23 protein-coding genes are annotated in these 23,392 nt (G+C 38.9%); 6 read left to right on the top strand and 17 right to left on the bottom strand.

The window, feature by feature from the left end:
* The 3 genes from ACLBWE_RS13560 to ACLBWE_RS13550 all read right to left on the bottom strand — a co-directional run.
* A partial coding sequence (locus tag ACLBWE_RS13560; RefSeq protein WP_447603487.1) for a thioredoxin family protein occupies nt 1–789 on the bottom strand: 789 nt, incomplete at its 3' end.
* A 179-nt stretch (nt 790–968) separates the two neighbouring features.
* Complete coding sequence (locus ACLBWE_RS13555) at nt 969–1,490, bottom strand: chromate transporter (protein WP_005041292.1); 522 nt, start codon at nt 1,488–1,490, stop codon at nt 969–971.
* A complete protein-coding gene (locus ACLBWE_RS13550; protein WP_127491499.1) occupies nt 1,490–2,050 on the bottom strand; it encodes a chromate transporter in 561 nt (186 codons plus the stop codon). The genes ACLBWE_RS13555 and ACLBWE_RS13550 overlap by 1 nt, the downstream gene beginning before the upstream one ends.
* Before the next feature lie 101 nt (nt 2,051–2,151).
* On the opposite strand from ACLBWE_RS13550, the gene ACLBWE_RS13545 reads away from it, so the two are divergent.
* Nucleotides 2,152–3,051, top strand: coding sequence for a LysR family transcriptional regulator (locus ACLBWE_RS13545; RefSeq protein ID WP_198495984.1), 900 nt, complete (start codon nt 2,152–2,154; stop codon nt 3,049–3,051).
* Nucleotides 3,052–3,115: 64 nt separating this feature from the next.
* Here ACLBWE_RS13545 and arsH read toward each other — a convergent pair whose 3' ends face one another.
* From arsH to ACLBWE_RS13530, 3 genes are all read right to left on the bottom strand, one after another.
* On the bottom strand, nt 3,116–3,829 hold the full coding sequence (arsH, locus tag ACLBWE_RS13540) for an arsenical resistance protein ArsH (RefSeq protein ID WP_447603483.1): 714 nt from the start codon (nt 3,827–3,829) through the stop codon (nt 3,116–3,118).
* A complete protein-coding gene (gene arsB / locus ACLBWE_RS13535) occupies nt 3,816–4,862 on the bottom strand; it encodes an ACR3 family arsenite efflux transporter (RefSeq protein WP_447603481.1) in 1,047 nt (348 codons plus the stop codon). Before arsB ends, arsH begins: the two co-directional genes overlap by 14 nt.
* A gap of 103 nt (nt 4,863–4,965) precedes the next feature.
* Entirely contained in the window at nt 4,966–5,295 is a 330-nt protein-coding gene (locus ACLBWE_RS13530) for an ArsR/SmtB family transcription factor (RefSeq protein ID WP_045436426.1), read from the bottom strand.
* 84 nt (nt 5,296–5,379) lie between these two features.
* Between ACLBWE_RS13530 and arsC the strand changes: the two genes are divergently transcribed.
* Entirely contained in the window at nt 5,380–5,808 is a 429-nt protein-coding gene (arsC, locus tag ACLBWE_RS13525; RefSeq protein WP_447603479.1) for an arsenate reductase (glutaredoxin), read from the top strand.
* 75 nt (nt 5,809–5,883) lie between these two features.
* On the opposite strand, the gene ACLBWE_RS13520 is transcribed toward arsC, so the two are convergent.
* The 3 genes from ACLBWE_RS13520 to ACLBWE_RS13510 all read right to left on the bottom strand — a co-directional run bounded on the left by ACLBWE_RS13520 (nt 5,884) and on the right by ACLBWE_RS13510 (nt 8,975).
* A complete protein-coding gene (locus tag ACLBWE_RS13520) occupies nt 5,884–6,045 on the bottom strand; it encodes a DUF1427 family protein (protein ID WP_000784879.1) in 162 nt (53 codons plus the stop codon).
* 57 nt (nt 6,046–6,102) lie between these two features.
* The gene (locus ACLBWE_RS13515) at nt 6,103–7,977 is read right to left on the bottom strand and encodes an amidohydrolase (protein ID WP_447603476.1); all 1,875 of its coding nucleotides are present in this window, start codon (nt 7,975–7,977) and stop codon (nt 6,103–6,105) included.
* Between the two features lie 311 nt (nt 7,978–8,288).
* Nucleotides 8,289–8,975, bottom strand: coding sequence for a hydrolase (locus tag ACLBWE_RS13510; RefSeq protein WP_003651277.1), 687 nt, complete (start codon nt 8,973–8,975; stop codon nt 8,289–8,291).
* A 196-nt stretch (nt 8,976–9,171) separates the two neighbouring features.
* On the opposite strand from ACLBWE_RS13510, the gene ACLBWE_RS13505 reads away from it, so the two are divergent.
* Nucleotides 9,172–10,062 (top strand): LysR substrate-binding domain-containing protein, encoded by an 891-nt coding sequence (locus ACLBWE_RS13505; RefSeq protein ID WP_447603473.1) that lies wholly within the window; start codon nt 9,172–9,174, stop codon nt 10,060–10,062.
* 38 nt (nt 10,063–10,100) lie between these two features.
* On the opposite strand, the gene ACLBWE_RS13500 is transcribed toward ACLBWE_RS13505, so the two are convergent.
* Nucleotides 10,101–10,850: a GntR family transcriptional regulator gene (locus tag ACLBWE_RS13500; protein WP_447603471.1), complete on the bottom strand. Its 750-nt coding sequence runs from the start codon at nt 10,848–10,850 to the stop codon at nt 10,101–10,103.
* A 397-nt stretch (nt 10,851–11,247) separates the two neighbouring features.
* Here ACLBWE_RS13500 and ACLBWE_RS13495 point away from each other — a divergent pair, with 397 nt between their 5' ends.
* Both ACLBWE_RS13495 and ACLBWE_RS13490 read left to right on the top strand, forming a co-directional pair.
* Nucleotides 11,248–12,708, top strand: a complete 1,461-nt coding sequence (locus ACLBWE_RS13495; RefSeq protein ID WP_447603469.1) for an NCS1 family nucleobase:cation symporter-1 — start codon at nt 11,248–11,250, stop codon at nt 12,706–12,708.
* Between the two features lie 5 nt (nt 12,709–12,713).
* Nucleotides 12,714–13,448: an aspartate/glutamate racemase family protein gene (locus ACLBWE_RS13490; protein ID WP_447603467.1), complete on the top strand. Its 735-nt coding sequence runs from the start codon at nt 12,714–12,716 to the stop codon at nt 13,446–13,448.
* Between the two features lie 66 nt (nt 13,449–13,514).
* Here ACLBWE_RS13490 and tauD read toward each other — a convergent pair whose 3' ends face one another.
* The 4 genes from tauD to tauA are packed head-to-tail and all read right to left on the bottom strand — an operon-like array spanning nt 13,515 to nt 17,115.
* A complete protein-coding gene (gene tauD, locus ACLBWE_RS13485; protein WP_447603465.1) occupies nt 13,515–14,396 on the bottom strand; it encodes a taurine dioxygenase in 882 nt (293 codons plus the stop codon).
* A gap of 8 nt (nt 14,397–14,404) precedes the next feature.
* Nucleotides 14,405–15,274 carry a taurine ABC transporter permease TauC gene (tauC, locus tag ACLBWE_RS13480; RefSeq protein ID WP_447603463.1) on the bottom strand — a complete coding sequence of 290 codons (870 nt, stop codon included), beginning with the start codon at nt 15,272–15,274 and terminating at the stop codon, nt 14,405–14,407.
* Nucleotides 15,271–16,065, bottom strand: a complete 795-nt coding sequence (locus tag ACLBWE_RS13475) for a taurine ABC transporter ATP-binding protein (RefSeq protein ID WP_151745133.1) — start codon at nt 16,063–16,065, stop codon at nt 15,271–15,273. The genes tauC and ACLBWE_RS13475 overlap by 4 nt, the downstream gene beginning before the upstream one ends.
* Nucleotides 16,066–16,074: 9 nt before the next feature.
* A complete protein-coding gene (gene tauA / locus ACLBWE_RS13470; RefSeq protein WP_447603461.1) occupies nt 16,075–17,115 on the bottom strand; it encodes a taurine ABC transporter substrate-binding protein in 1,041 nt (346 codons plus the stop codon).
* A 441-nt stretch (nt 17,116–17,556) separates the two neighbouring features.
* On the opposite strand from tauA, the gene ACLBWE_RS13465 reads away from it, so the two are divergent.
* Nucleotides 17,557–18,741, top strand: a complete 1,185-nt coding sequence (locus ACLBWE_RS13465; RefSeq protein ID WP_447603459.1) for a hypothetical protein — start codon at nt 17,557–17,559, stop codon at nt 18,739–18,741.
* A gap of 60 nt (nt 18,742–18,801) precedes the next feature.
* Here the strand turns inward: ACLBWE_RS13465 and ACLBWE_RS13460 are convergent, their stop codons facing one another.
* From ACLBWE_RS13460 to ACLBWE_RS13450, 3 genes are all read right to left on the bottom strand, one after another.
* A complete protein-coding gene (locus tag ACLBWE_RS13460) occupies nt 18,802–20,268 on the bottom strand; it encodes an MFS transporter (RefSeq protein WP_005041326.1) in 1,467 nt (488 codons plus the stop codon).
* Between the two features lie 193 nt (nt 20,269–20,461).
* Nucleotides 20,462–21,853: an LLM class flavin-dependent oxidoreductase gene (locus tag ACLBWE_RS13455; protein WP_447603456.1), complete on the bottom strand. Its 1,392-nt coding sequence runs from the start codon at nt 21,851–21,853 to the stop codon at nt 20,462–20,464.
* A gap of 182 nt (nt 21,854–22,035) precedes the next feature.
* The gene (locus tag ACLBWE_RS13450; RefSeq protein ID WP_447603454.1) at nt 22,036–23,331 is read right to left on the bottom strand and encodes an acyl-CoA dehydrogenase family protein; all 1,296 of its coding nucleotides are present in this window, start codon (nt 23,329–23,331) and stop codon (nt 22,036–22,038) included.
* Nucleotides 23,332–23,392 lie beyond the last annotated feature (61 nt).

The following is a 23,392-nucleotide window of genomic DNA, read 5'->3' as shown; positions in this document are numbered from 1 at the left end:
AGTTTTTTGCACAGAAGTGAAGTTCTCAATGTCCATGGTATCCATGACCTGACCACCGAAGCGTTCAGCCACGATACCTGTGTTAATGCCTTTACGTGCCGCATAGATGGCAGCCGTTGCACCCGCAGGTCCACCACCAATTACTAACACATCAAACGCATCTTTGGCATTAAGCGCCGCTGCATCTTTTTCAGCAGAGTTGGTGTCGAGTTTTGCTACGATTTCTTCAAGGGTCATACGACCCTGACCAATGTGCTCATTGTCTTGGAACACCATTGGAACCGCCATGATTTTGCGTTGTTCAACTTCATCTTGGAAGAATGAACCATCAATCATGGTTGCAGTTGTGTTCGGGTTATAAATCGCAATCAGGTTAAGCGCCTGTACTACGTCCGGACAGTTATGACAGCTTAGTGATACAAATACATCAAAATCAGCTTTAAGGTTTAAACCTTTAATCTGGTTGAGCACTTCATCAGACACTTTAGGAGCATAGCCAGACACCTGTAACAGTGCCAAGATCAAAGATGTAAACTCATGGCCCATCGGTAAGCCGGCAAAGAACACACGAGGTTGTTCACCTGCTTTAGCCACACCAAAGCTTGGACGACGTGTATTGTTGCCATCAAAACGGGCAGTGACCTTATCAGAAAGTTCAGCAATTTCGCTAACTAGCTCTTTAATTTGAGCAGCTTTATCTGATTCATCCAAAGCAGCAACTAATTCGATTGGACTTTCTAAACGTTCTAGGTAAGCTTTTAATTGAGTTTTAATGTTTTGATCTAACATCTGTTTTTACTCCAATGCATCCAAATTCTTTCAATAGATGCATAGTACGTTAAAACACAAAATAGGTGAAACAGTATGTTTTTATAGATTTGATCGGTTTTTTAGATTTAATTATTATTCACTTCAATCAAAAAAAGCCAACCTGAACTCATCCAGCGCAGGCCGGCAAACTGGTTAAACTAGAGTAAAACAACACCAAATACAGCGCCTGCAATCAAGACATGTAAGGGATGAACCTTTTTAATTAAAGATAATAACGTTGCAACGACGACCATAATGACAAGTAAAGTATTTATTGCAGCCGCCTCAGAAATAATCCAGGCACTGGCAAGTACCGTTCCAACAGTGACTGGTTGTAATGCAAGCTGTAAAACACGGCGCCATTTCTTATCTTTAAATTTTGACCAACCTCTCATTACAAATACAGTAATAATAGATGAAGGTAGAAATTTGGCAGTTGATGTCACAAGTAACCCCGATAACCCTGCTACATGCCATCCCACCAACGGTACAATCATCATGTTTGGACCAGGGGCAGCTTGGGCTATTGCGAATAAGGCACTAAATTCTTGTGCAGTCATCCAATGGTGAATATCAACGACTTGACGTTGCATTTCAGGCAAAATTGTATTGCCGCCACCAAAAGCAATAAGTGATAACTGAGTAAAAATGATGGCTAAAGTAAGTAGAACTGCGCCCATTACACACGTCTCCAAATAACAGCTGAATAAAATGACAACAAAACCAGCATGGTCAAAAGCAAGGAGATTTTCAGAAAAGCGATGCTGACAATTGCCACTACAACTACACACATCGCTAATGGATTACGTAATAAAGGCTTGAGCATTTTCAACCCTGTTGCAACCAGTAGCCCAGCTGCTGCTGCCGCCAATCCTTCAAAAAGATGCTTAACCATGAGATTGTCTTGGAACTGCTCATAGACATAATGTAAAAGTACAACAATTACCGTCGGCGCAAAGATTAAGCCAATCAGTGAGCTCACGGCGCCACGAACACCACGGAACTCCATGCCAATCGCAACAGATAAATTAATAATATTGCCACCCGGTAAAAATTGACACAGACCAAGTAACTCAGTGAATTTTTCAGGACTTAGCCACTGTCTCTGCTCTACAACAACTTTTCGTGCTAAAGGCAGCACACCGCCAAATCCAATTAAACCTAATGTTAAAAAACCTAAAAATAGTTCTGTGCAGCTCGGTACACTCTCCTTCTGCACGGCAATCTCAACATGGTTCATTTTCGTTACTTTTCACTTTATCTGACCAAGATAGAATGATACTTTTATGACATATCTACAAATGCTTTTATTTTCTTTAACCATACTCTAAAGGTATTCCTATGCTAGATTTGCACAAGCTTCATGCCTTTGTTGTGGTTGTTGAAGAAAGAAACATTACCCACGCGGCAAACCGATTATTTATTCAACAGCCGCCGTTAACGCGTTTACTCAAAAAACTGGAAGAAGAACTCGGTACACAATTGCTTGTTCGTCAACCACGAGGGATTGAACCGACCGAAGCAGGTTTGGCATTATTTAAAGAAGCACAAATTTTATTAGAGCATGCCAAACATATTCCTAAATTAGTTCAAGATGTCAGCCAAGGTAAAACAGGACAACTCAATATTGGTTTTACAAGTTCTGCAGGCTTGCATCCGCTCATTTCACTCGTATTACGCTCCTATCGAGAAATATATCCAGGGGTACAAACCAAACTTGAAGAAGCAGGTAGCCAAAAGCAATTAGATCGGTTAATCTCGGAAAAACTTGATATCGCCTTTTTAAGAGCCCCGATTAGTCGTGATATTGGGTTAAAACATCTTCATATATTAGATGAGCCAATGATGGTGGCATTGCCTATAGGACATCCACTTACGCAAAAAGAAAAAATTAGTTCAAGTGACTTATCAGATGAAAATTTTGTTTTATACCGTCGCTCTTCAGGACAAGGTTTATATGACAATATTTTATATAGTTGTTATCAAGCAGGTTTTAGCCCACGTATTATTCAGGAAGCACCTCGACCTACCGCAACATTAAATTTAGTCGCTGCTGGAATTGGTATAACTATTGTACCAGCCTCAATGCATAACTTCTGGGACCATGAAATTATTTATCGCGAATTTGATAGTTCAATAAAACTTAATGCTCCTCTTTACTTGATTACAAGAGAAAATGAAAATTCAGCCAAAGTGGCAAATTTTATTGACCTATTGCAGACATTATTGCCTACCATCTAAATTCGTATTAAATATCAATAAAAAAGTGCTCTAATGTGAGCACTTTTTTATTGTCATCAATCTACTATTTTTGATTGATTCGTTTAGATAATTCTTCTGCCGATTCTTTACGTTCCGAATAGCGATCTGTCAGATATTGTTTTTGTCCACGTGTTAATAAAGTGAACTTATAGAGTTCCTCCATTACATCGACAATTCGGTCATAGTAAGAGGATGGTTTCATACTTCCATCTTCTTCAAATTCTAAAAAAGCTTTAGCAACTGAAGACTGATTCGGGATCGTAATCATACGCATCCAGCGCCCTAAAATGCGCATTTGATTCACAGCATTGAAAGATTGAGAACCTCCACTAACCTGCATAACAGCTAAAGTTTTACCTTGAGTTGCACGAATTGCTCCGCCAGCTAAGGGAATCCAATCAATCTGAGCTTTTAAAATCGAACTCATCGCACCATGACGTTCTGGTGAACACCACACCATACCTTCTGCCCAAGCCAAAAGCTCATGCAACTCTTGCACTTTAGGATGATCTGTTGCTGCATCCTCTGGTAAAGGTAAACCTTTAGGATGAAAAATTTTGACCTCGGCACCTAAATATTCAAGAATTCGGCCAGCCGTCAACACAGCAAAACGGCTATAAGAACGCTCACGATTAGAACCATATAACAATAGAATGCGTGGTGGATGTTCAAGTTGCTGTGCTTGCACTTGTTCCAAAGTAGGCTTATCTAAAAAATTTAATGCCACATTGGATAAATCATTGTTAAGACTGTTCATGTGAGAAATACTTTTTCTTGAGCCAAAGAGAAACTGAAACGAGTGAAATTAAAACCGGAACCTCAACTAATGGTCCTATCACAGTGGTAAATGCTACAGGTGATGCTAAACCAAATGTTGCAATGGCAACTGCTAAAGCAAGCTCAAAGTTGTTACCCGCAGCGGTAAATGAAATGGCAGTGGTACGTGGGTAGTTATTTCCGATACGTTTACTCATAAAGAAGCTAATGAAGAACATCATCACAAAGTAAATCGTCAGTGGAATCGCAATTCGCAGTACATCTAAAGGTAGGCTCACCACATCACCACCTTTTAAGCTGAACATCGCCACAATGGTAAAAAGTAATGCAATCAAACTAATTGGACTAATTTTTGGCAAGAATTTAGTTTGATACCAATCTAATCCTTTTGCTTTCACTAAAATGAGCCGCGTGAGGAAACCCATTAAAAATGGGATACCTAAATACACCAATACAGCATGGCTAATGGTCCAGAAATTCACATCAATGACTTGCCCCGCCACACCAAAATACGGCGGCAAGAAAGTTAAGAAAAGCCATGCATAAGTACTAAAGAATAAAATTTGGAAAATACTGTTAAAAGCAACTAAAGCAGCAACATATTGGTTATCCCCACATGCTAAACCGTTCCATACCAATACCATTGCAATACAACGTGCCAAGCCTATCAAGATTAGACCTGTCATATATTCGGGATAGTTATGCAGAAAAATAATCGCTAAAGCAAACATCAAAATTGGAGCAATTAACCAGTTTTGTACTAAAGACAAAGCCAACGTTTTTTTATCTTTAAATACTTCCGGTAAAGCTGCGTAATCTACCTTTGCCAAAGGTGGATACATCATTAAAATTAAACCAATTGCAATCGGAATATTGACGTTATCTACACTGAGTTGATTCAAAGAAACCGAGGCTTGAGGAAAGAAAACACCTATTGCCACCCCTAAACCCATGGCAATAAAAATCCATAGCGTTAGGTTCCGGTCTAAAAAAGAAAGGCCTTGTTTATTCATGTTCTGCTCAATGAAAGAATTTATGAGTTTTACTTGTCATATAGGAATGATTTATTCCGGTAACTTAAACAAGCAAACATTTTCAAATAAAGTTTTTCAAACCTTAATCACAGCAAGTCGCTATTGATAAAGGTTGATCCAGTTGTTGAGCCATAGTTCCGTCTTGATGCTTTTCTATAACTTTTAAAATATCCAACGCCCATATAGGTAAAACTGGATTTAAGCTGTAATAAACCCATTGTCCTTTTCTTTCATCGAGTAATACGCCATGGGTACGCAGTAGAGCTAGATGTCTAGAAATTTTCGGTTGGCTTAAATCTAGTTGTTCAGTTAGCTCACAGACACATATGTTTTGTTTGTTTAAAACCAATTTAAGAATATTTAACCGCGTGGGGTCTGAAAGACATTTAAAAAAATCGACTTGAGTGATCATGTCAGCAACAATTCATATTCGTTATTGCAAATATACGGATATCCATATATAAATGCAATATCTTAATTCGGCGATAAATTTGTCATGACTGAGCTAGTGAAGATTTACCATAACCCTGCTTGCGGAACCTCACGTAATACGCTGGCACTTATTCGTCACGCTGGGATTGAACCCATTGTTATTGAATATTTACAGACACCTCCTAATAAAGATGAGCTTACTCAACTCATTTCACAAGCTGGATTAACTGTTCGTGATGCAATTCGTAAAAATGTTGATCCATATAAAGATTTACATTTGGAACAAGACCGCTGGACAGATGAACAGTTAATTGATTTTATGATTCAGTACCCAATTTTAATCAATCGTCCGTTTGTAGTGACTTCAAAAGGTACACGTCTGTGCCGCCCTTCTGAAATTGTTTTAGACATTTTAGATTCAGAAAACTTAGGCTATTTTGCAAAAGAAGATGGTGAAGTGATCATTAATGAACAAGGTCAACGAATAAAATAATCTAAGATTCTCATAGATAAAAAGCTAAATGGCGCAATACCATTTAGCTTTTTTATTGAATGAAAATGAAAGTGGTTAAAAATAGGACTTAATAAAAGGAAGAAGTTGTTCTCCTATCACCATGCCTAATAAACCAACTAATGCAACAAGAGGTGGAGCTGGCGACTTCACATTTAAAACATAATATAAGACACCAACGAGCAACCCTACAGCCAAAGATAATAAGTACATTTTCATGGTACATACCTTAGAGAACCAAGCCATTTAAAGCAGCAGGTTCCCATACTGTTTTATTTAAAATGCAAAACACGAACAACCCAGTGCGCCCCAGAAAGATTTTTTATCTTTATCATTTACAGGAACATCAAGCATCCATGAGTGGCTATGTCCATGCATACCGCAACTGCTCGTACATGCACATAGCGCGCTTTCTGACTGTAAAGACTGATTTGAAGGTGCATTACGGTTTTCAGATAACCGCCATTGCCCACCAAAACGTTTTACTGGTGACCATGTTGGTGATGCTGGTGGTAATGGAGGATCATCTTGCTTAAACTCTGCTCCGGCATATACCACTTTGCCACCTAAAACAGTGAGCACAGACTCAATCCACTGAATATCATCTGCCTCAACTTTGAAGTAGTCATCAGACAGCACGACCAAGTCAGCAAGTTCCCCTGCTGTTAGTGAACCTTTGACATCTTTTTCACCTGAAAACCATGCAGAACCTTTGGTCCAGAGCATAAGTGCTGTTTGACGATCTAATAGATTTTTTTCATCATATAAAGGTAAACCACCAACAGTTTTACCTGTGCTCAACCAATATAAACACACCCAAGGGTTATAAGAAGCAACACGTGTTGCATCAGTGCCAGCTCCGACAGGAACACCTAGTTCTAGCATTTTCTTAACTGGTGGCGTTGCTTGAGCAGCTTCAGCTCCATAGCGTTTTACGAAAATCTCACCTTGATATGCCATACGGTGTTGAATGGCGATACCACCGCCCAACGTACCAATACGCTCAATATTACGTTCAGATACGGTTTCGGCATGGTCAATAATAAATCGAGTTGCAAATGGCTGTTTTGAATTTACTTTTTCAAACACATTGAGCAAGCGATTAATACTTTCATCATAGGTTGCATGAATACGGAATGGCCATTTCTTTTCAGATAAATGCTCTACAATGGCTTCGAGTTCACCTTCCATTTTTTCTGGTAAATCTGGACGCGGCTCATAGAAATCTTCAAAGTCTCCCGCCGACCAAGTCAGGTTCTCACCCGCTCCATTCATTCTAAATAGTTCATCACCATCGCCTGGGAATGTCATTTCTGTCCAGCGACGATAATCATCAAGCTCCTGACCTGCCTTTTGAGCAAATAAGTTGTAAGCAATTCGCACCGTCATTTGATTTTGGTCATGCAATTGCTTAATCACATCATAATCTTCAGGATAATTTTGCCCACCGCCACCCGCATCGATTGCAGAAGTAATACCTAATCGATTGAGTTCACGCATGAAATGACGAGTTGAATTGACTTGATCTTCAACTGGTAATTTCGGTGCTTTGCCCAAGGTCGAATATAAAATCATAGCTGACGGCGTTGCGAGCAATAGTCCTGTTGGCTCACCCTTTTCATCTCGTACAATCTTGCCGCCGGGTGGGTCTGGTGTGTCTTTATTAAAGCCCAATACATCAAGCGCAGCTCGGTTCAACAAGGCGCTAGCATATAAATGTAAAACAAATACTGGAGTATCAGGAGCGGCTTTATTAATTTCTTCTAAAGTCGGTAAACGCTTTTCGGCAAACTGGAATTCAGTCCAACCACCAACCACACGTACCCATTGAGGAGCTGGTGTATTATCGGCTTGTTCCTTGAGTAAGCGTAGTGCATCCGCTACAGATGGCACACCTTCCCAGCGCAGTTCCATATTGTAGTTCAGGCCACCACGAATAATATGTAGATGACTGTCATTTAGACCCGGTATAACGCGACGACCATTTAAATCTACAACTTTGCTCGTCGCTGATGCCAGCTTCATGATCTCATCATTTGTGCCGGTGCGTACGACTTTACCATCTGCTATGGCAATTGCTTGTACTTCTGGATTTTTAGGATCTAGTGTGGTGATTTTACCGTTTTTGAGTATGAGGTTTATTTCGGTCATTCTGAACTCCATTCTTGTGAATTATCGTTCTAAAAAATAAAGGTATAGCAACATATATATTTCATTATTCTTTTGATTTTACACGACGGAGTCTGACCGTTTTTACATTCAATAAAAGTAGTTAATTCTATTACTTTTCTTTCGGGAAAAGTAACCAAAACCACTGCCATCTGCAAAACTCGTTCAATTACAATCTTTTTCAGATTTTGTCCTGCCTCGAACAGTTGCAGATGACTTTTCCACTTATCAAATATAGTCAAAAATCGAATAAATCAACTTAAATATCGAAATACCCTTAACTCAACTATTTCTTATTTTGCAGGAACGGGTGCAAGTACTTCGTGTTTTGACGTGGTACGTTCAGGTGCCTTATGAACCATTGTATAAGCATAGTCCACGCCCATACCATAAGCACCAGAATGCTCACGTACAATTGCCATGACTGCATCATAAGTATCACGGTGTGCCCAATCACGTTGCCATTCAAGTAATACTTGTTGCCAAGTTACAGGAACGACACCTGCTTGAATCATGCGCTGCATAGAGTAATCGTGCGCTTCTTTCGATGTACCACCAGAAGCATCTGCAACCATATAAATTTCATAATCGCCTTCGAGCATGGCACCAAAAGCAAAGGTGTTATTGCACACTTCAGTCCACAAACCCGAAACAATCACTTTCTTACGATTATTTTTTGCAAGTGAATCACGTACTTTTTGGTCATCCCATGAATTCATTGAAGTACGTTCTAATAATGGAGCATCAGGAAATACATCTAAAAGCTCAGGATAGGTATGACCCGAGAAGCTTTCAGTTTCAACCGTAGTAATGGTGACAGGAATATTGAAAGTTTTAGCTGCCTTTGCAAGACCTACCGTATTATTTTTCAATACTTGGCGGTCTATTGACTGTACCCCAAAAGCCATTTGTGGCTGGTGATCAATAAAAATAACCTGACAATTCGTTGGTGATAGTTGTTCTAAAAGTGATTTATTCATGGGTAAACTCCATTATTCCTTATGAGTAATGCATTGAAATTGCTTACTGGCCACTATCAAAACAGATAAAAATGTAAAAGCATAGACAGCAAATCAGCACGAATCTGTATCCTGCACGAATACAATAAAAACAATGATTGCTTTTTAATTTTTATAGTTTAATCATTGATATATATTTTTTTACTTTCGCTTATCCATGGATCGATTAGACTGTATTTCCACTTTTGTAAGTGTCGTAGAACATGGTAATTTTAGTAGTGCAGCCAGAGCACTCGATATTTCTCGTGACTTGGTTGCCAAACGCGTTTGCTACCTCGAAAATGACCTAAAAACTACACTATTAACCAGAACTACAAGACAGATGAACCTCACCTCTTGTGGGGAAAAGTTTTATCAACATAGCAAAGTCATTTTAAGTGAGTTTGAATGGGCTGCCTATGAAATTAGCTATAATCAGCAATACCCTGAAGGAGAACTCAAGCTCAATACCCCCATGTCTTTTAGCAATATTTTTCTTCAAAATATAATTTCAGATTTTATTGAAAAATACCCTAGTATCAAAATTGATTTGTTCATGACCGATCAATTATTAGACATGAATAATAATAAATTTGATTTAACAATTCGTGTAGATGGTTCTCCTCCAAATTTGGCAAATAGTAAAATATTAAATACCTATCAACGATATTTATATGCAACACCTGAGTATTTTAATCAGCATGAATTACCCGCCTCTTTAGAGGAACTCAAAGATCATAAATTTTTAATTTATTATCAAGATAGCCGTCATAAGAAGTTGATTTTCCAAAAAGATCAAAAAGAAGTGTCCTTTAATTGTTTCCCTGTGATGACCTGTAATAATGGTGAATTATTATTAGATATGTGCCTAAAAGATCACGGTATTGTCTTTCTTCCAGAGTTTATTGCAGAGCCTTACTACAAAGAAGGTAAATTACAGAAATGTTTGGAGGACTACACCAGTCAGCCACTTCATTTATATGTGACATGGCCAAACCGTAAAATTTTATCGAAGAAAGTAAAACTATTTATTGATTTTTTAACGCATCAAATCGCCCCTATAAAATAAGTGGTCTGGGCCTTTTCCATAAGAATTGGCCCACTTTTTTAGTTTGTTTGAGTAGCTTCAATCTTCTTATTTTTAAATAAATTTAATAAATTTTGTTCTGCTGAAGTTGTGCTGTTTTCTTCAATAAATGTCGTCGCGTAGTGTTCTAAATGTTCTTCCATCAGTTGAGTGGCTCGTTTTTCATCACCCTGCTCAATTGCATCTAAAATCGCGCGATGTTCATCTGCCGAACAATTATTATGTTTTGGAATTTCATACAAACCAATTAATAATGATGTTCTTGCAATTAAAGTCTGTAAATAATTGGTCATGATACTGTTCTGATTAGCTTCAACAAGCTTTAAATGAAATTTACCTGATAGCTTAATCCACTCGGCCCAATTCCCAGCTAAACGCTCATGAGACTCTTGATCGACTAAAGCTCTAAGCTCACTAAAATCTAAGCTTTGAGACTTTTGTGTTAGTTTTTTCACAGTAGCAATTTCAAGCATGCTGCGTGCTTCAAAGACCTCTTTTGTTTCATCAAGGCTATGTTTTGCTATGAGTGCTCCACGATTGGGCTGAATTTCGATGACTCTATCATGGGCTAGTTTAACAAAAACGCGTCTTAACACTCCTCTAGTCACACCAAATGCCTCGCATAATGGCGCTTCAACCAAGCGTGCTCCAGATGTAAGTTGCCTATTTAAAATTGCATCGACAATAGCGTTATATATATGGTCATCAATTTCATCATTGCTCATTTCTACGGCTTTTTTTGGTGCATTCGATGGCATTGATTTCTCCATTTTTATTAACGCCCCCTCTTTTTTAAAACATCATTTAATTTGAGCAGTGTAGTCCAACTTAACCAGTTGGAAATATTTCTCTCATAAGAACAATATCTATGCTGGAAGATCTATTCAAGATTTAACATTATAAGATTCTTCCATTCCTTTAAATTTACTCATTTTTTTATAACAGATTAAGCAGATCAACTTTCATTAATTTACCCCTAAATACTCAAACTATTAGTTGAACGGGAAAACTTACAAGCTTTGATTTCGGAATTTGGCATAACTTTTGCTCAATTTTGATTGTGCACAATTAAAATATCAAATTGTGCACAATCAAAATTTCATTCTTTTAGACAGAAGTCCAAAGCTGCTGAAAGTACCCACCATCTTAGGGAAGTGAGCGTTCAAGATGAATAATAGCGAAGCAATAATTAAACCTTCTTATGATGCAAAATTGACAAATCAAGACTTAGCCCCTTTAAAAAAACAAAAATGGGGTGCTTATAATATTTTTGCCTTCTGGATGTCTGACGTTCATAGTGTGGGCGGTTATGTTATGGCTGGAAGCCTTTTTGCACTTGGGCTGAATAGCTGGCAGGTACTTTTATCTTTACTCATCGGTATTGCTATTGTTCAGTTTTTTACAAATCTGATTGCCAAGTCTAGCCAACAAACTGGTACTCCCTATCCTGTTATTTGTCGTGCCACTTTCGGTGTGCTTGGTGCAAATATTCCTGCTGTTATTCGTGGTCTGATTGCGGTCGCATGGTATGGCATTCAAACCTATTTGGCCTCAAGTGCATTCTTATTGGTCATTTTAAAGTTCTTTCCCGAGTGGTCAGTCTATGCAGATGTTTCAAATTATGGATTTCTTGGACTGTCCTTTTTAGGATGGATCGGCTTCATGCTACTTTGGCTACTACAAGCTATTGTTTTTTGGTCTGGCATGGACAGCATTCGTAAGTTCATAGACTGGGCTGGCCCCGCGGTCTACGTTGTGATGTTTGCCATGGCAGTATGGCTCATCTGGAAAGCTGGATGGCAAAATATTGATTTAAACTTGAGTGGTGTTCAATACGACGGATTTGCGGTTGTACCTGTCATGATTGGTGCTATTGCTCTTGTTGTTTCATATTTTTCAGGGCCCATGCTGAACTTTGGCGACTTCGCTCGTTACGGCAAAAGTTTTAGTGCCATTAAAATGGGCAACTTTCTTGGACTACCTATTAATTTCTTAGGCTTTTCTTTACTTACCGTGGTTTGTATTGCAGCAACGCTACCTGTTTACGGCAAACTCATTACCGACCCTGTCGAGATGGTTGGTAAATTGGATAACACTTTTGTAGTCATTTTAGGCAGCTTGACCTTAATGATTGCGACCATCGGGATTAATATTGTCGCTAACTTTGTTTCGCCTGCCTTTGATTTTTCGAATGTTTCACCGAGCAAAATTAGCTGGCGTATGGGTGGAATGATTGCAGCAGTAGGTTCGATTTTCATCACCCCATGGAATTTGTTCAATAACCCTCAAGTGATTCACTACACCATTGATATTTTAGGTGCATTTATCGGCCCACTTTTTGGCGTATTGCTAGCTGATTTTTACCTCGTTAAAAAACAAAAAATCGTAGTAGATGACTTATATACCTTAGACCCTAAGGGTTTGTATTGGTACAAAAATGGTTATAACCGTTCTGCTTTTTATGCCTTAATTCCAGCTTCATTAATTCCTGTTTTATGCGTGCTTTTACCGCAATTGTCTGCGCTGGCTAATTTCACATGGTTTATTGGTATGGGATTTGGTTTCATTATCTACCGATTTCTTAACCAACCCCTTGCCCATGCTAAATCTGTAATGACCAAGGTATAAGTACAATGAAAATTAAAATTATTAACCCCAATACCACTCAAAGCATGACAGACAAAATTGCTGCATCAGCAAAGATAGTCGCGGGGGCTGGTAGTCAAATTATTGCAGTGAGTCCTCAAATGGGCCCTGCAACGATTGAAAGTTATTATGATGAAGCATTAAGTGCTGTAGGTGTGCTGGAGGAAATCCGACAAGGCGAAAAGCTAAATGTAGATGCCTATATTATTGCCTGTTTTGGTGACCCTGCGCTTTATGCTGCCCGTGAAATTACTTCAGCACCTGTAATTGGAATTGCTGAAGCAGCCATGCGAACTGCAAGTTATGTGAGTACTGGGTTTAGTGTAGTTACCACATTACAGCGGACAGTGAATATGAGCTGGCATCTGGCTCATCGTTATGGGGTTACACCATTTTGCAAAAATGTTCGAGCTTGTGACATTGCAGTTGAAGAGTTAGAGCTTCCTGACTCAGATGCTTATCGAACCATACGAGATGAGTGCAAAAAAGCTCTCACAGAAGATAAAAGCGATGCGATTGTTTTGGGCTGTGCAGGTATGAGTGATTTATGCCTAAAACTACAAAACGAATTGGGAGTGATTGTTATCGATGGCGTTGCAGCAGCAGTTAAACAAGCTGAAATGTTAGTCCAGTTAAATTTAAAAACCAGCAAAGTTGGTGATTGGGCCTCACCTCCTGTAAAAGATTACACAGGCATATTGTCAGGATTTGGAATGCGCTAAAGAGTTATTGTTTCAATTCCAACTCAAAACGCTGCGTTGGAATTGAAACGGCTGAAAACCAGAGAATTAAACTTCGGCTAACTCTGGCTGTTGTTCATTTTTATAAAATGGCTCATCGCCATTAATAGTTGCGCGGTGCATGATGCGATGAGCATCGCCATAATCAAATAATGCTTTATGTTGTGTGCAACGGTTATCCCAAATCGCTACATCACCATCTTGCCACTTCCAACGCAAATGAAACTGCTCTTGGGTCGCATGTTCAAACAAGAAATTAAGTAACTGCTCGCTTTCTTGTTCAGCCAACTCATTAATTCGAGTGGTAAAACCCTCGCTTACAAACAACAAAGGCTCACCTGTAACCGGATGGGTACGCACAACTGGGTGAACCACTGGCGGATTACGCTTAAAAGTTTGTAAAAGCTTTTCACGCTCTTCTTCGTTATGGGCAAAACGCTCAAGTGGAAAAGACTTACGAATATCATGTGTCGCCGTTAAACCACGTAATTTTTGCTGTAACTCAAGCGGAAGCCCTTTAAAAGCTGCTGTATTACTTGACCATAACGTATCGCCACCTACAGGTGGAATTTTAATGGCTTGCAACACACAGCCCAATGGTGGATTTTTGCTAAAAGTCACGTCTGTGTGCCAAAGTTCATTGTCACGCAAATCTTGTTTCCAACTGTCGAGCACCATGACTTCTGGTACATCTTCAATTGAAGGATAAATCGGGTGCACATGTAAGGTGCCAAAACTACGTGCCAAGTCTGCTTGTGCTTGAGGCGCTAATTGTTGCTTTCGAAAAAAAATGACCTGATGATCAAGCAAAGCCTGCTGGATTTGTTGCGTCGTCTTTTCATTTAACGCATTCAAATCAATATCGTGAATAATTGCGCCAATGGTAGGCTTGATCACTTCAATATTTAAGTTTGCTACTACTGTATTCATCTTCTTTACTACAACTGCTGACCATACCAAGGAGAAAACTGTTTTTGTAACCAACGTAAAAACAGCTCAAAACTAACTGCGACAATCGCAATCACAATAATGCCCAGAATCACCGTATCGGTAATTAAGAACTGTGCGGCCGACTGCACCATAAACCCAATACCGCGGTCCGCTGCAACCAACTCTGCTGCAACTAATGTTGACCAACCCACCCCAAGACCAATACGAATACCGGTAATAATATGAGGTAAAGCCGTTGGCAAAATGACATGCCAAAATACTTGTGACTGACTTGCTCCTAGCGACAAGGCAGCTCGTTCACGATTAAGCTGATGGCTCAACACACCATGCGCACTACTAATAATGACAGGCGCCAAAATCGAGAAGAAAATCAAAAGTACTTTTGTGGTTTCGCCAATACCAAACCAAATCACGAGTAATGGCAAATAAGCTAACGGTGGAATTGGGCGTAATAACTCAACCAAAGGATCTAAAACAGCGCGAACCCATTTGTTCAGCCCCATCCACAAGCCCAGCGGAACACCAATCACCACAGCAGCAATCAGAGCTAAAAATACACGAGAGATACTGGCTGCTAAGTGTTGCCACAAGGTTGCCTTCATAAAGCCTTCTTGGCTTACCGTTATAAATTTTTGCCATACTGCCTGTGGGCTAGGTAAAAACAGTTCAGGTACAACATGCAAAGCAGTAATGAGAAACCAAATCGCAACAACGCTTCCCACACTAATAAAACTTACCGCAAGAGTTCGATGTTTCTCAAAAAATGACGATAAAAATGAAGGATTTTCTATTTGCACATCTGGCTCAGGTTTTAGCCCTGCTTTGTCATATTCATAGACGTTATCTTTAGTACTCATGTGGTTAACGCCTCCTTACCGCTTTGTTTTTGTGCCCTTAAACTTTCAAATAGCTGCTCTCTGAGCTGAATAAATTGAGGGTCCGATTTAATTGAGCGAATAGACTCGCCCTGACGATATCGATTAGCAAAATCGAGATGTAGAGTTTCTACAATTTTGCCTGGATGGGCTGTCATCAGAACTAACTGATTGCTGAGCAATAATGCTTCTTCAATGTCATGTGTAATTAAAAAGAAGCTTTTATTTTGTTGAATCCATAAATCGAGCACTAACTGCTGCATGTTTTCACGTGTAAAAGCATCTAATGCAGCAAAAGGTTCATCTAATAAAATAAACGGCGCGTGACTAATCAAAGCTCTGGCAATACCAACACGTTGTTTCATACCACCGGAAAGCTCCCAGATATTGGCTTTTTCAACGTGACTTAAACCCACAATTTTTAAAATTGCGCTCACTTGCGCTTCGATATCCGCACGCTTTAAACCTTTTAACTGCAAAGCGAAGCCAACATTATCTGCAACATTCAACCAAGGAAGTAATGCATGATCCTGAAACACCACAGCGCGGGTTACATCTGGTCCATTTACGACTTCATGATTTACAAGCACATCGCCTGAACTTGGCTTTTGAAAACCAGCCAAGATATTAAGTAAAGTTGTTTTGCCACAACCCGACTCACCTAAAATGACAGTTAAAGAACCTTCTTCAATCGTTAGGTTAATGTCTTGTAAAACTGGCTTTTGCTGTTTAGGAAAAGTCAGATGAATATGTTTGGCTTCTAATACACTCATGACAACTCCTTAAGGCTGCAAAAATGAAGAGTTCACATTGCCTTTATAATCGGCTTTCAGTTGGTCGACTTTACCCTGACCTTTTAAGAATTTCGCAGTATCAAAGATATTTTGCGCAAACTCGCCATCTAAGGTTTGTTTTTGCTGAGCGTGGTCAAGGTAAATATTTCCACTTAATAAAAGCGGGATATCTTTTGGATCAGAACCTGTTAACTGAGCAATTTTCTCAACGTTATCGGCATTTTTAACGTAAGCAGCTGGGTCTTGGTTATATTTTTCGAGTTGCTCAAGTGTGGTTTTAACAAAAGATTTTAGGAAATCAGGATTTTTCTCTGCAAAGTCTTTACGTACAACCCATAAATCATAAGTTGGAGCACCCCATTCGCCGACTTGTTTTGAGTCGGTTAAAACCGTGCCAGATGCTTTGGCTTTACTTAAAGCAGGTTCCCATACATAGGCAGCATCAATATCACCACGTTCCCAAGCAGCTGAAATTTCAGGTGGTCGCAAGTTAATAATTTTTACTTTGTCTTCTGGAATGTTCCAATGTTTAAGCGCAGACAATAGGCTGTAATGCGTAGTTGAAACAAAAGGTACTGCAATGGTTTTACCAATTAAATCTTGAGGAGTTTTAATGCCTGATTTATTACTTACGACTAATGCTTCAGATGCACCAAGTTTTGAAGTAATTAAAAATACTTCGATCGGTAAATCACGGCTCGCCGCAGCAGCAAGTGGACTTGAGCCAATATTACCAAGCACAACATCACCTGAAGCCAGAGCGTTTACAACGTCTGAACCCGCATCAAATTTTTTCCATTGAATGGTACGTTGACTATGCTTTTCATATTCCCCATTTGCTTGCGCTACTTTGCTTGGGTCAACCCCTGTTTGATAAGCAATGATGACTGGTTTGCTGTCACCAACTGAAGCACTTGTATTATTGTCTTTCTTATTTTGCCATACGATAAATGCAACAATTGCTACAACCACAATTGCCGTGATAATCAACGGTTTGGTCTTTGTGCTCATAATTTCATGATCTTTCAATAATATAAGCCCATGGTATGCAGCCGCCTTTATAATGAAAAATAAAAAAATATGAGTTGCTTATCAGGTTTTTATAAATAACTTTTCCTTATAAGTTTTTATCTTTTAGTAAAAAGCAAATATCAAACAAACTTACAGGTTAGAGGTAAAATTAAAATACTTATATATCAATAATTAAAAACGATATTCAAAAAATACATGATGATGAACACCTGACATACACCCTGTAATTATTTTATCCTACTCATTTCATCATTTTTGTTTTTGCTTATCGCAACCAGAGTTTTGCATCTAATTAATTTTCATTCTTTTATATAAAGTACAGATTTTATTATCTTTTTATCTTTAATCTTCTGCAAATATTGAGATTTGGACAAATCTTTTTCTGGTTTATACATGAGGCAAATTTAATTTTTATTTTTTAAGAGGAGAAAGAATCTTTTGTTTAAACATCCCAAAACTTTCAAAAAAATATTCATCGCGACGACTTTAATTACATTCAGCCTCTCAAGTCATGCAGCCCTTACCTTTGGTAATGCTGAAGAAGGCCAACTTAAAGTGAGTGGTACTGTTCGGGCTAAATATGTTTATGATTTTGACTCTGAACCTTCTACGAGTAAATTTTCCTTTAACGACGCAGTATTATGGTTAGACTACAACTCCCCGAAATGGATTGGCCGTTTAGATTATCGGGTTTATGAATATTACGGGCGTTTAGGCGATGCAAATTGGCTGACCGATGCATGGATGGGTTATAAAATTAATGACAACAGTAAAATTATTGCTGGCTTAAACCCCGTTCCTTTTGGCTTAGGTCGCTTTTGGGGAAATACTTATTATTTAGGGATTGCCAATAGTGCAGGTTGGGAAGATGTACACAACCTAGGGGTGAAATATGACTTCAATGATGGAATCAATGAAGCACAACTCGCCTTTTACCCTACCGATGGTGGCACCTATAGAGGTAAAAGCAAAGACTCAAGCCGATTTAGTATCAACCCTGTCAATGCTGATGACTCAGTACCACAAGGCACCAATACCAAAGAAAAGAACTCCATTGTTGTTCGCGGCGCTCACACCTTTAAAAATGTTCTAGGCCAAGAAAATTTCTCTACCCAACTTGGTGCCTCTGCATGGTATTCCACCATTGAAAACAAACGTTCAGGACAAGATGGCGACCGCCAAGTCTATTCAGTTTTTAGCAATACCAATTATAACCAATGGAATTTACAGCTTTTGGCTGGTTATCAAGACATTGATAATGCCGACACCCAATATAAAGATCATCTAACTTTGGGTGGTTTCGATTATTCATTTAACTCGGCAACCAAAGGTCAGATTTATTCAGCCGAACTGAGCTATTTATTTCCTCAGCAGTTTGGCCCGATTACCTCTGTTCGCCCTTATCTAAACTATAGTTCTTATCAAAAAGAACAAGATGGCTTTAAAGACTCAACCCGTTTTATACCCGGCATTGCGTTTAACTATCAAAAATTGACAGTACAAGCCGAGTTGCTAGTTGGCAAACATGACCCATACTTAGGAGATAGTGAAGGCCTTGCGGCTGGTGGAACCAATGATAAATGGAATAAAAAAGCGTTTGTGATTTTTGCTTATTACTTCTAACTCTTAAAACAAAGGCCAACAGATGTTGGCCTTTGTTTTTATCTAAAAATTTAGATTTAACTAATCAATTACAGGTGAATTATTAAGTGGAAGTTCTGGACTGTTTTCATCAATCACATCGACATCTTGGGCAGTAGGCTCAAATTTAATAAGTAGGCCAATCACAATTAAAGGAATAAACGCAAAGATAGAAATAATCAGGTAAACATCGGTTTTATAACCCGCCATCCAAATTGGCAACACAAACAAAGCAATTGCCTGAGCAACACCAGTTACCGCACGGTTAAAGCCAACACCAACGCCACGAATTGAAGCTGGATAAGCCATTGTTGGATAGACCATCATTTGCGCACCCGGTCCAAAACCTTCCGCAAAAAGCCATAAACCGAGCATGCCAATGGCGGTGTAGAGTAAAAAGCTGTTACCGGGCTCGCCAATCAATGCCAATGCAATGAGGGCAATAAACTGAAGTAAAAAACCTGTGAGTAGCACATGACGAGATTTAAATCTGCTGGCGACGAACACACCTAATAGTCCACCCGTAAATGCAAACAATAAATTGAGTCCAAGTGTGGTGGTAATGGTCGTCAAAACATCTGTATGAAAGAACCGTGTCAAAATAGAAGGTAAAAAGAAAGCAATGGTGGTGTACTGAAATGCCACCGAAATATGAATCACAATCGCCACAATCGTTCTTGGCAAATAAGTTTTATTAAATAAAACCGCAAAACCCTCACGCTTTTTCTTTTCAGCAGTTCTTTCTACTTTTTCGACTGTGGCGACTGCATTAATTGCATAAGACTCTTGTAGAACTTTAGCTGCACCTTTTAAATCCCCTTGGTTTGCAAGCCAGATTGGTGACTCGGTTAAATATTTACCGCGAATAAAAATAATGAGTAGCGCAGGTACTGCTCCAAAAATTAAAGATGCTCGCCATAACCAGTTGCTATGTTCAGGCGGTAAAAGAAAATAAAGCGCTAAAACCAGACCAAAACAGACAGAAGAAGCCGCATACCACATTGGGCACCATGCAGCTAAACGGGCAGCTTTATTACTACTACCGTTAAATTTGGAAAATTCAGATAAGTAGGACATTGCGACAGGCAGATCAATACCGACACTAATTCCCATAATAAATCTGGCTAAAATTAAAACCCAAACATTTGGTGCAAAGCCTGCGACAATTGCCGCAATGACAAAGAGCACCATGTCAGCCATAAACACTCGATAACGGCCAATTTTATCAGTTAGCCAACCACCAATCAGGTTACCAACAATGGTTCCACAGACAATTGCTGAAGCCACCACACCAGTCATAACGGGACTTAAAGAAAACTCTGAGATAACTTGCTCAATACCAAACGACAGCGTTGTTAAATCATAGGCATCAATAAACACACCAATCAGTGCCAACCAAATAACTTTATTCGATTTACCCTTCCCTGCAAATTTGGAAATTAATTGTGAAACATCATCGGGAGATTTAATTTCATAACGGTGGTTATGATCGAGTTCTTGTGTGCTCACTTAATAATTCCTGAATTTTAATAACAGAAACAAAATAATGATTATTCACATAATACAAAAACAAATTAATCTGATGTTTTAATCTAAATTATAGAATTATCTTTTCATTATTAACTCAGCAGTAAAACCGATATAAAAAGACAAAATAAAAGCTGGTATTTAACCAGCCTTTATTTAAGTACTATTTACAACATTAACTAGCTTCAGCAAGTTTTAATTCCTTTAGATTACGATATTTAGCACCGCGGTGATTTTCAGGTAAATAAGGACCTGCACCAAATAATTTTTCTCTTAATGTTCCTTGTGTATATGAGGTTTGATATACCCCTCGTTTTTGCAACTCTGGCACAATAAACTCAACTACATCGGCAAAGGTTTGATGAGCCAAAATGTAAGCAAGGTTAAAGCCATCAATATCAGTATCTTCAACCCATTGCTGTAGAGCATCTGAAACTGTTTCTGCCGAACCCACTAACACAGGCCCATTACCACCTAAGCTGTTCCAATTTGCAATTTCTTCAATGGTCCAAACACGCTCTGGATCTGCATTTACATAAGAATCTAATAAAGATTGAATCGCGTTAGTTTGAATATATTCAACTTTGTCAGTCGGTTGATATTGTGAAAAATCAACACCTGACCAGCCAGACAACAACGTTAAAGCTCCATCATAGCTGCCATAGCTCTGATATTCTTTAAACTTAGCCTGAGCTTTTGCATCGGTTTCATCAGTGACAATCGACAAAAGTGCATAAATTTTAACTGAGTACGGGTCGCGGCCTTCTTGAGCCAATTTTTGGCGAATGCCCTGTACCACTTTTTTAGTGGCAATTTTAGACGGCGCTGCAATAAATACACACTCGGCATTTTGACTAGCAAACTTCTGCCCGCGTGAAGATGCGCCTGCTTGGTAGAGTACTGGTGTTCGCTGCGGTGATGGTTCACAAATATGGATGCCCGGTACAGTAAAATATTTACCTTCGTGCTGAATTGGATGTACTTTTTTATGGTCAGCAAAGATGCCATTTTCACGGTCGCGAAGTACCGAACCTTCTTCCCAAGAACCTTCCCAAAGTTTGTAAAGAACTTCTAAGTATTCATCAGCAATATCATAACGATTGTCATGATTAACCTGAGTTTTTAGGCCCAAGTTTTTCGAACCACTTTCCAAATAAGACGTCACGATATTCCAACCAACTCGTCCTTTGGTTAAATGGTCTAACGTGCTAATCCGTCTAGCAAAAGGATAAGGATGTTCAAAGGAAATAGAGGTCGTGACACCAAAACCCAAGTGCTTTGTGACTGCTGCCATCGCTGGCACAATCTGTAGAGGGTCATTGACCGGAACTTGTACCGCACCTGTTAAGGCATGTTCAGCACTCTGATGGTAAACATCATAAATCCCCAGCACATCTGCAATAAAAATACCGTCAAAAAAACCGCGTTCCAAAATTTGTGCTAAATCTGTCCAATATTCTAAATCTTTATATTCAACAGAGCGATCTTGAGGATGTCGCCATAATCCCGGAGATTGATGTGCAATACAATTCATTTCAAAAGCATTAAAACTAATCTTCTTAGTCATAAAATATCAACCAACATTTTAATTACTTTCATACTAAAACAATTTTCATCTATTCTTTATAATATAAACCCCAAACAAAATATGATTTTATTCTAATAGATTTTTATAAATTATTTTAAAAACAAAAATAATATTAAGCCGCTAAAAGTAGCAGCTTAATATCTAAAATCTAAAATCTAAAATTATTGTTTAGCTACGTTACCAATTCGCCACTGATAAGGCGGTAATGTTCCATTCACACTAAAATCACCCACAATCCGATTTTTAAACACTCTTGGGTTATGTGAAGATAAGGTTCGTACATTACGCCAGTATCGATCTAGACCTAAATCTTTGTCTGTTGCTGACGCACCTAATGCATCAAATAGAATTGTAGAAGCATTTAAAATTAAATCGGTAATAACTGTTTGAGACTGTGCACTTTCAAGTTCGGCAAGCGCATTCTGTTCTTCTTCAAGCTGCTCATTATTTTGAAATGCTGCCAAGTAAGCGCGCTGTAAGCTGCGTGCAACTTTTTCAACAATCGCTCCTGCACTGTAAGCAGCGCCACGGATTTGTCCAACTACTTGTAAAATTTGTGGATCCTGTTTTACAAATTGGGCATTCGCATGAGTATAGTTTCGAGTACGTTTAGCCACCGCTTGGGAAACCTCATAGGTCGCAGCTCGTCCTAAACCAGTAATGATTGCCAGTTGCACAAGTTGATAATAGGCAGCCGAATATTTAAAACGGTCATCATCAGGTAAGATTTCGGTTTCATTAACCAATACGTCATGAAAATATGCCGTGCCACTTGCAGTGAGTTGCTGACCAAAGCCATTCCAGTCATCTACAATTTCAACGCCTTCATCTTCACGGCGGACAACAACTGAGCCAGACTCCCCATTTAAATCTGTTACACCAACGTCAACCCAGTCCGCATATAGGCTACCTGTGGTGTAGTATTTTTGACCTTTAACTCGAATTTTTCCGTCAGCATCCCGATACAAATGAGTTTCGAATTGGTCGATTGATTCTTTCCCACCTTCAGACCAAGCACTGCCAACGGTTTCACCATTTGCAATCCGACTTAACCAGCGCTGTTGAAACTCTTTATTTTTGCTGACCAGCACATCTTCAGTAAAACCGAAGTGCACACGCAACGCTTGCGGTAAATTTGAGTCTGCTTCAGCAAGTTCAATTAACAATGCAAATAATTCAGGAATAGTTGCCTCAAAGCCACCATGTGCTTTAGGAAGTCGTAACCGTGTAAAACCAATATCTTTGAGCCACTGAAGTTGTTCATATGGCAAAATATGCAGTTGCTCACGGATTAAAGCCCCTTCTTTAATACGGGCAAAAGTTGGTCTGAAATTTTTTGCCAATTCATCATAACGTTCAGAAGGCCCTTCACCCCATACCCGAGAAATGATTGAGGCCTGACTAAGTGCAGCGTGAGTTAATGAACCGAGATGATGCTCAAAATTTAGATTTGTCATTTATGTAAAACCAATATTGCTTTGCTTTTACCATAAAATATTTATTTCACATGAAAACGAT

The sequence above is a fragment of the Acinetobacter sp. M5A5_2a genome, from assembly GCF_053345265.1.
Note: the sequence above shows the minus strand (reverse complement) of the source record. Positions and strands in the feature narration are given on the sequence as shown.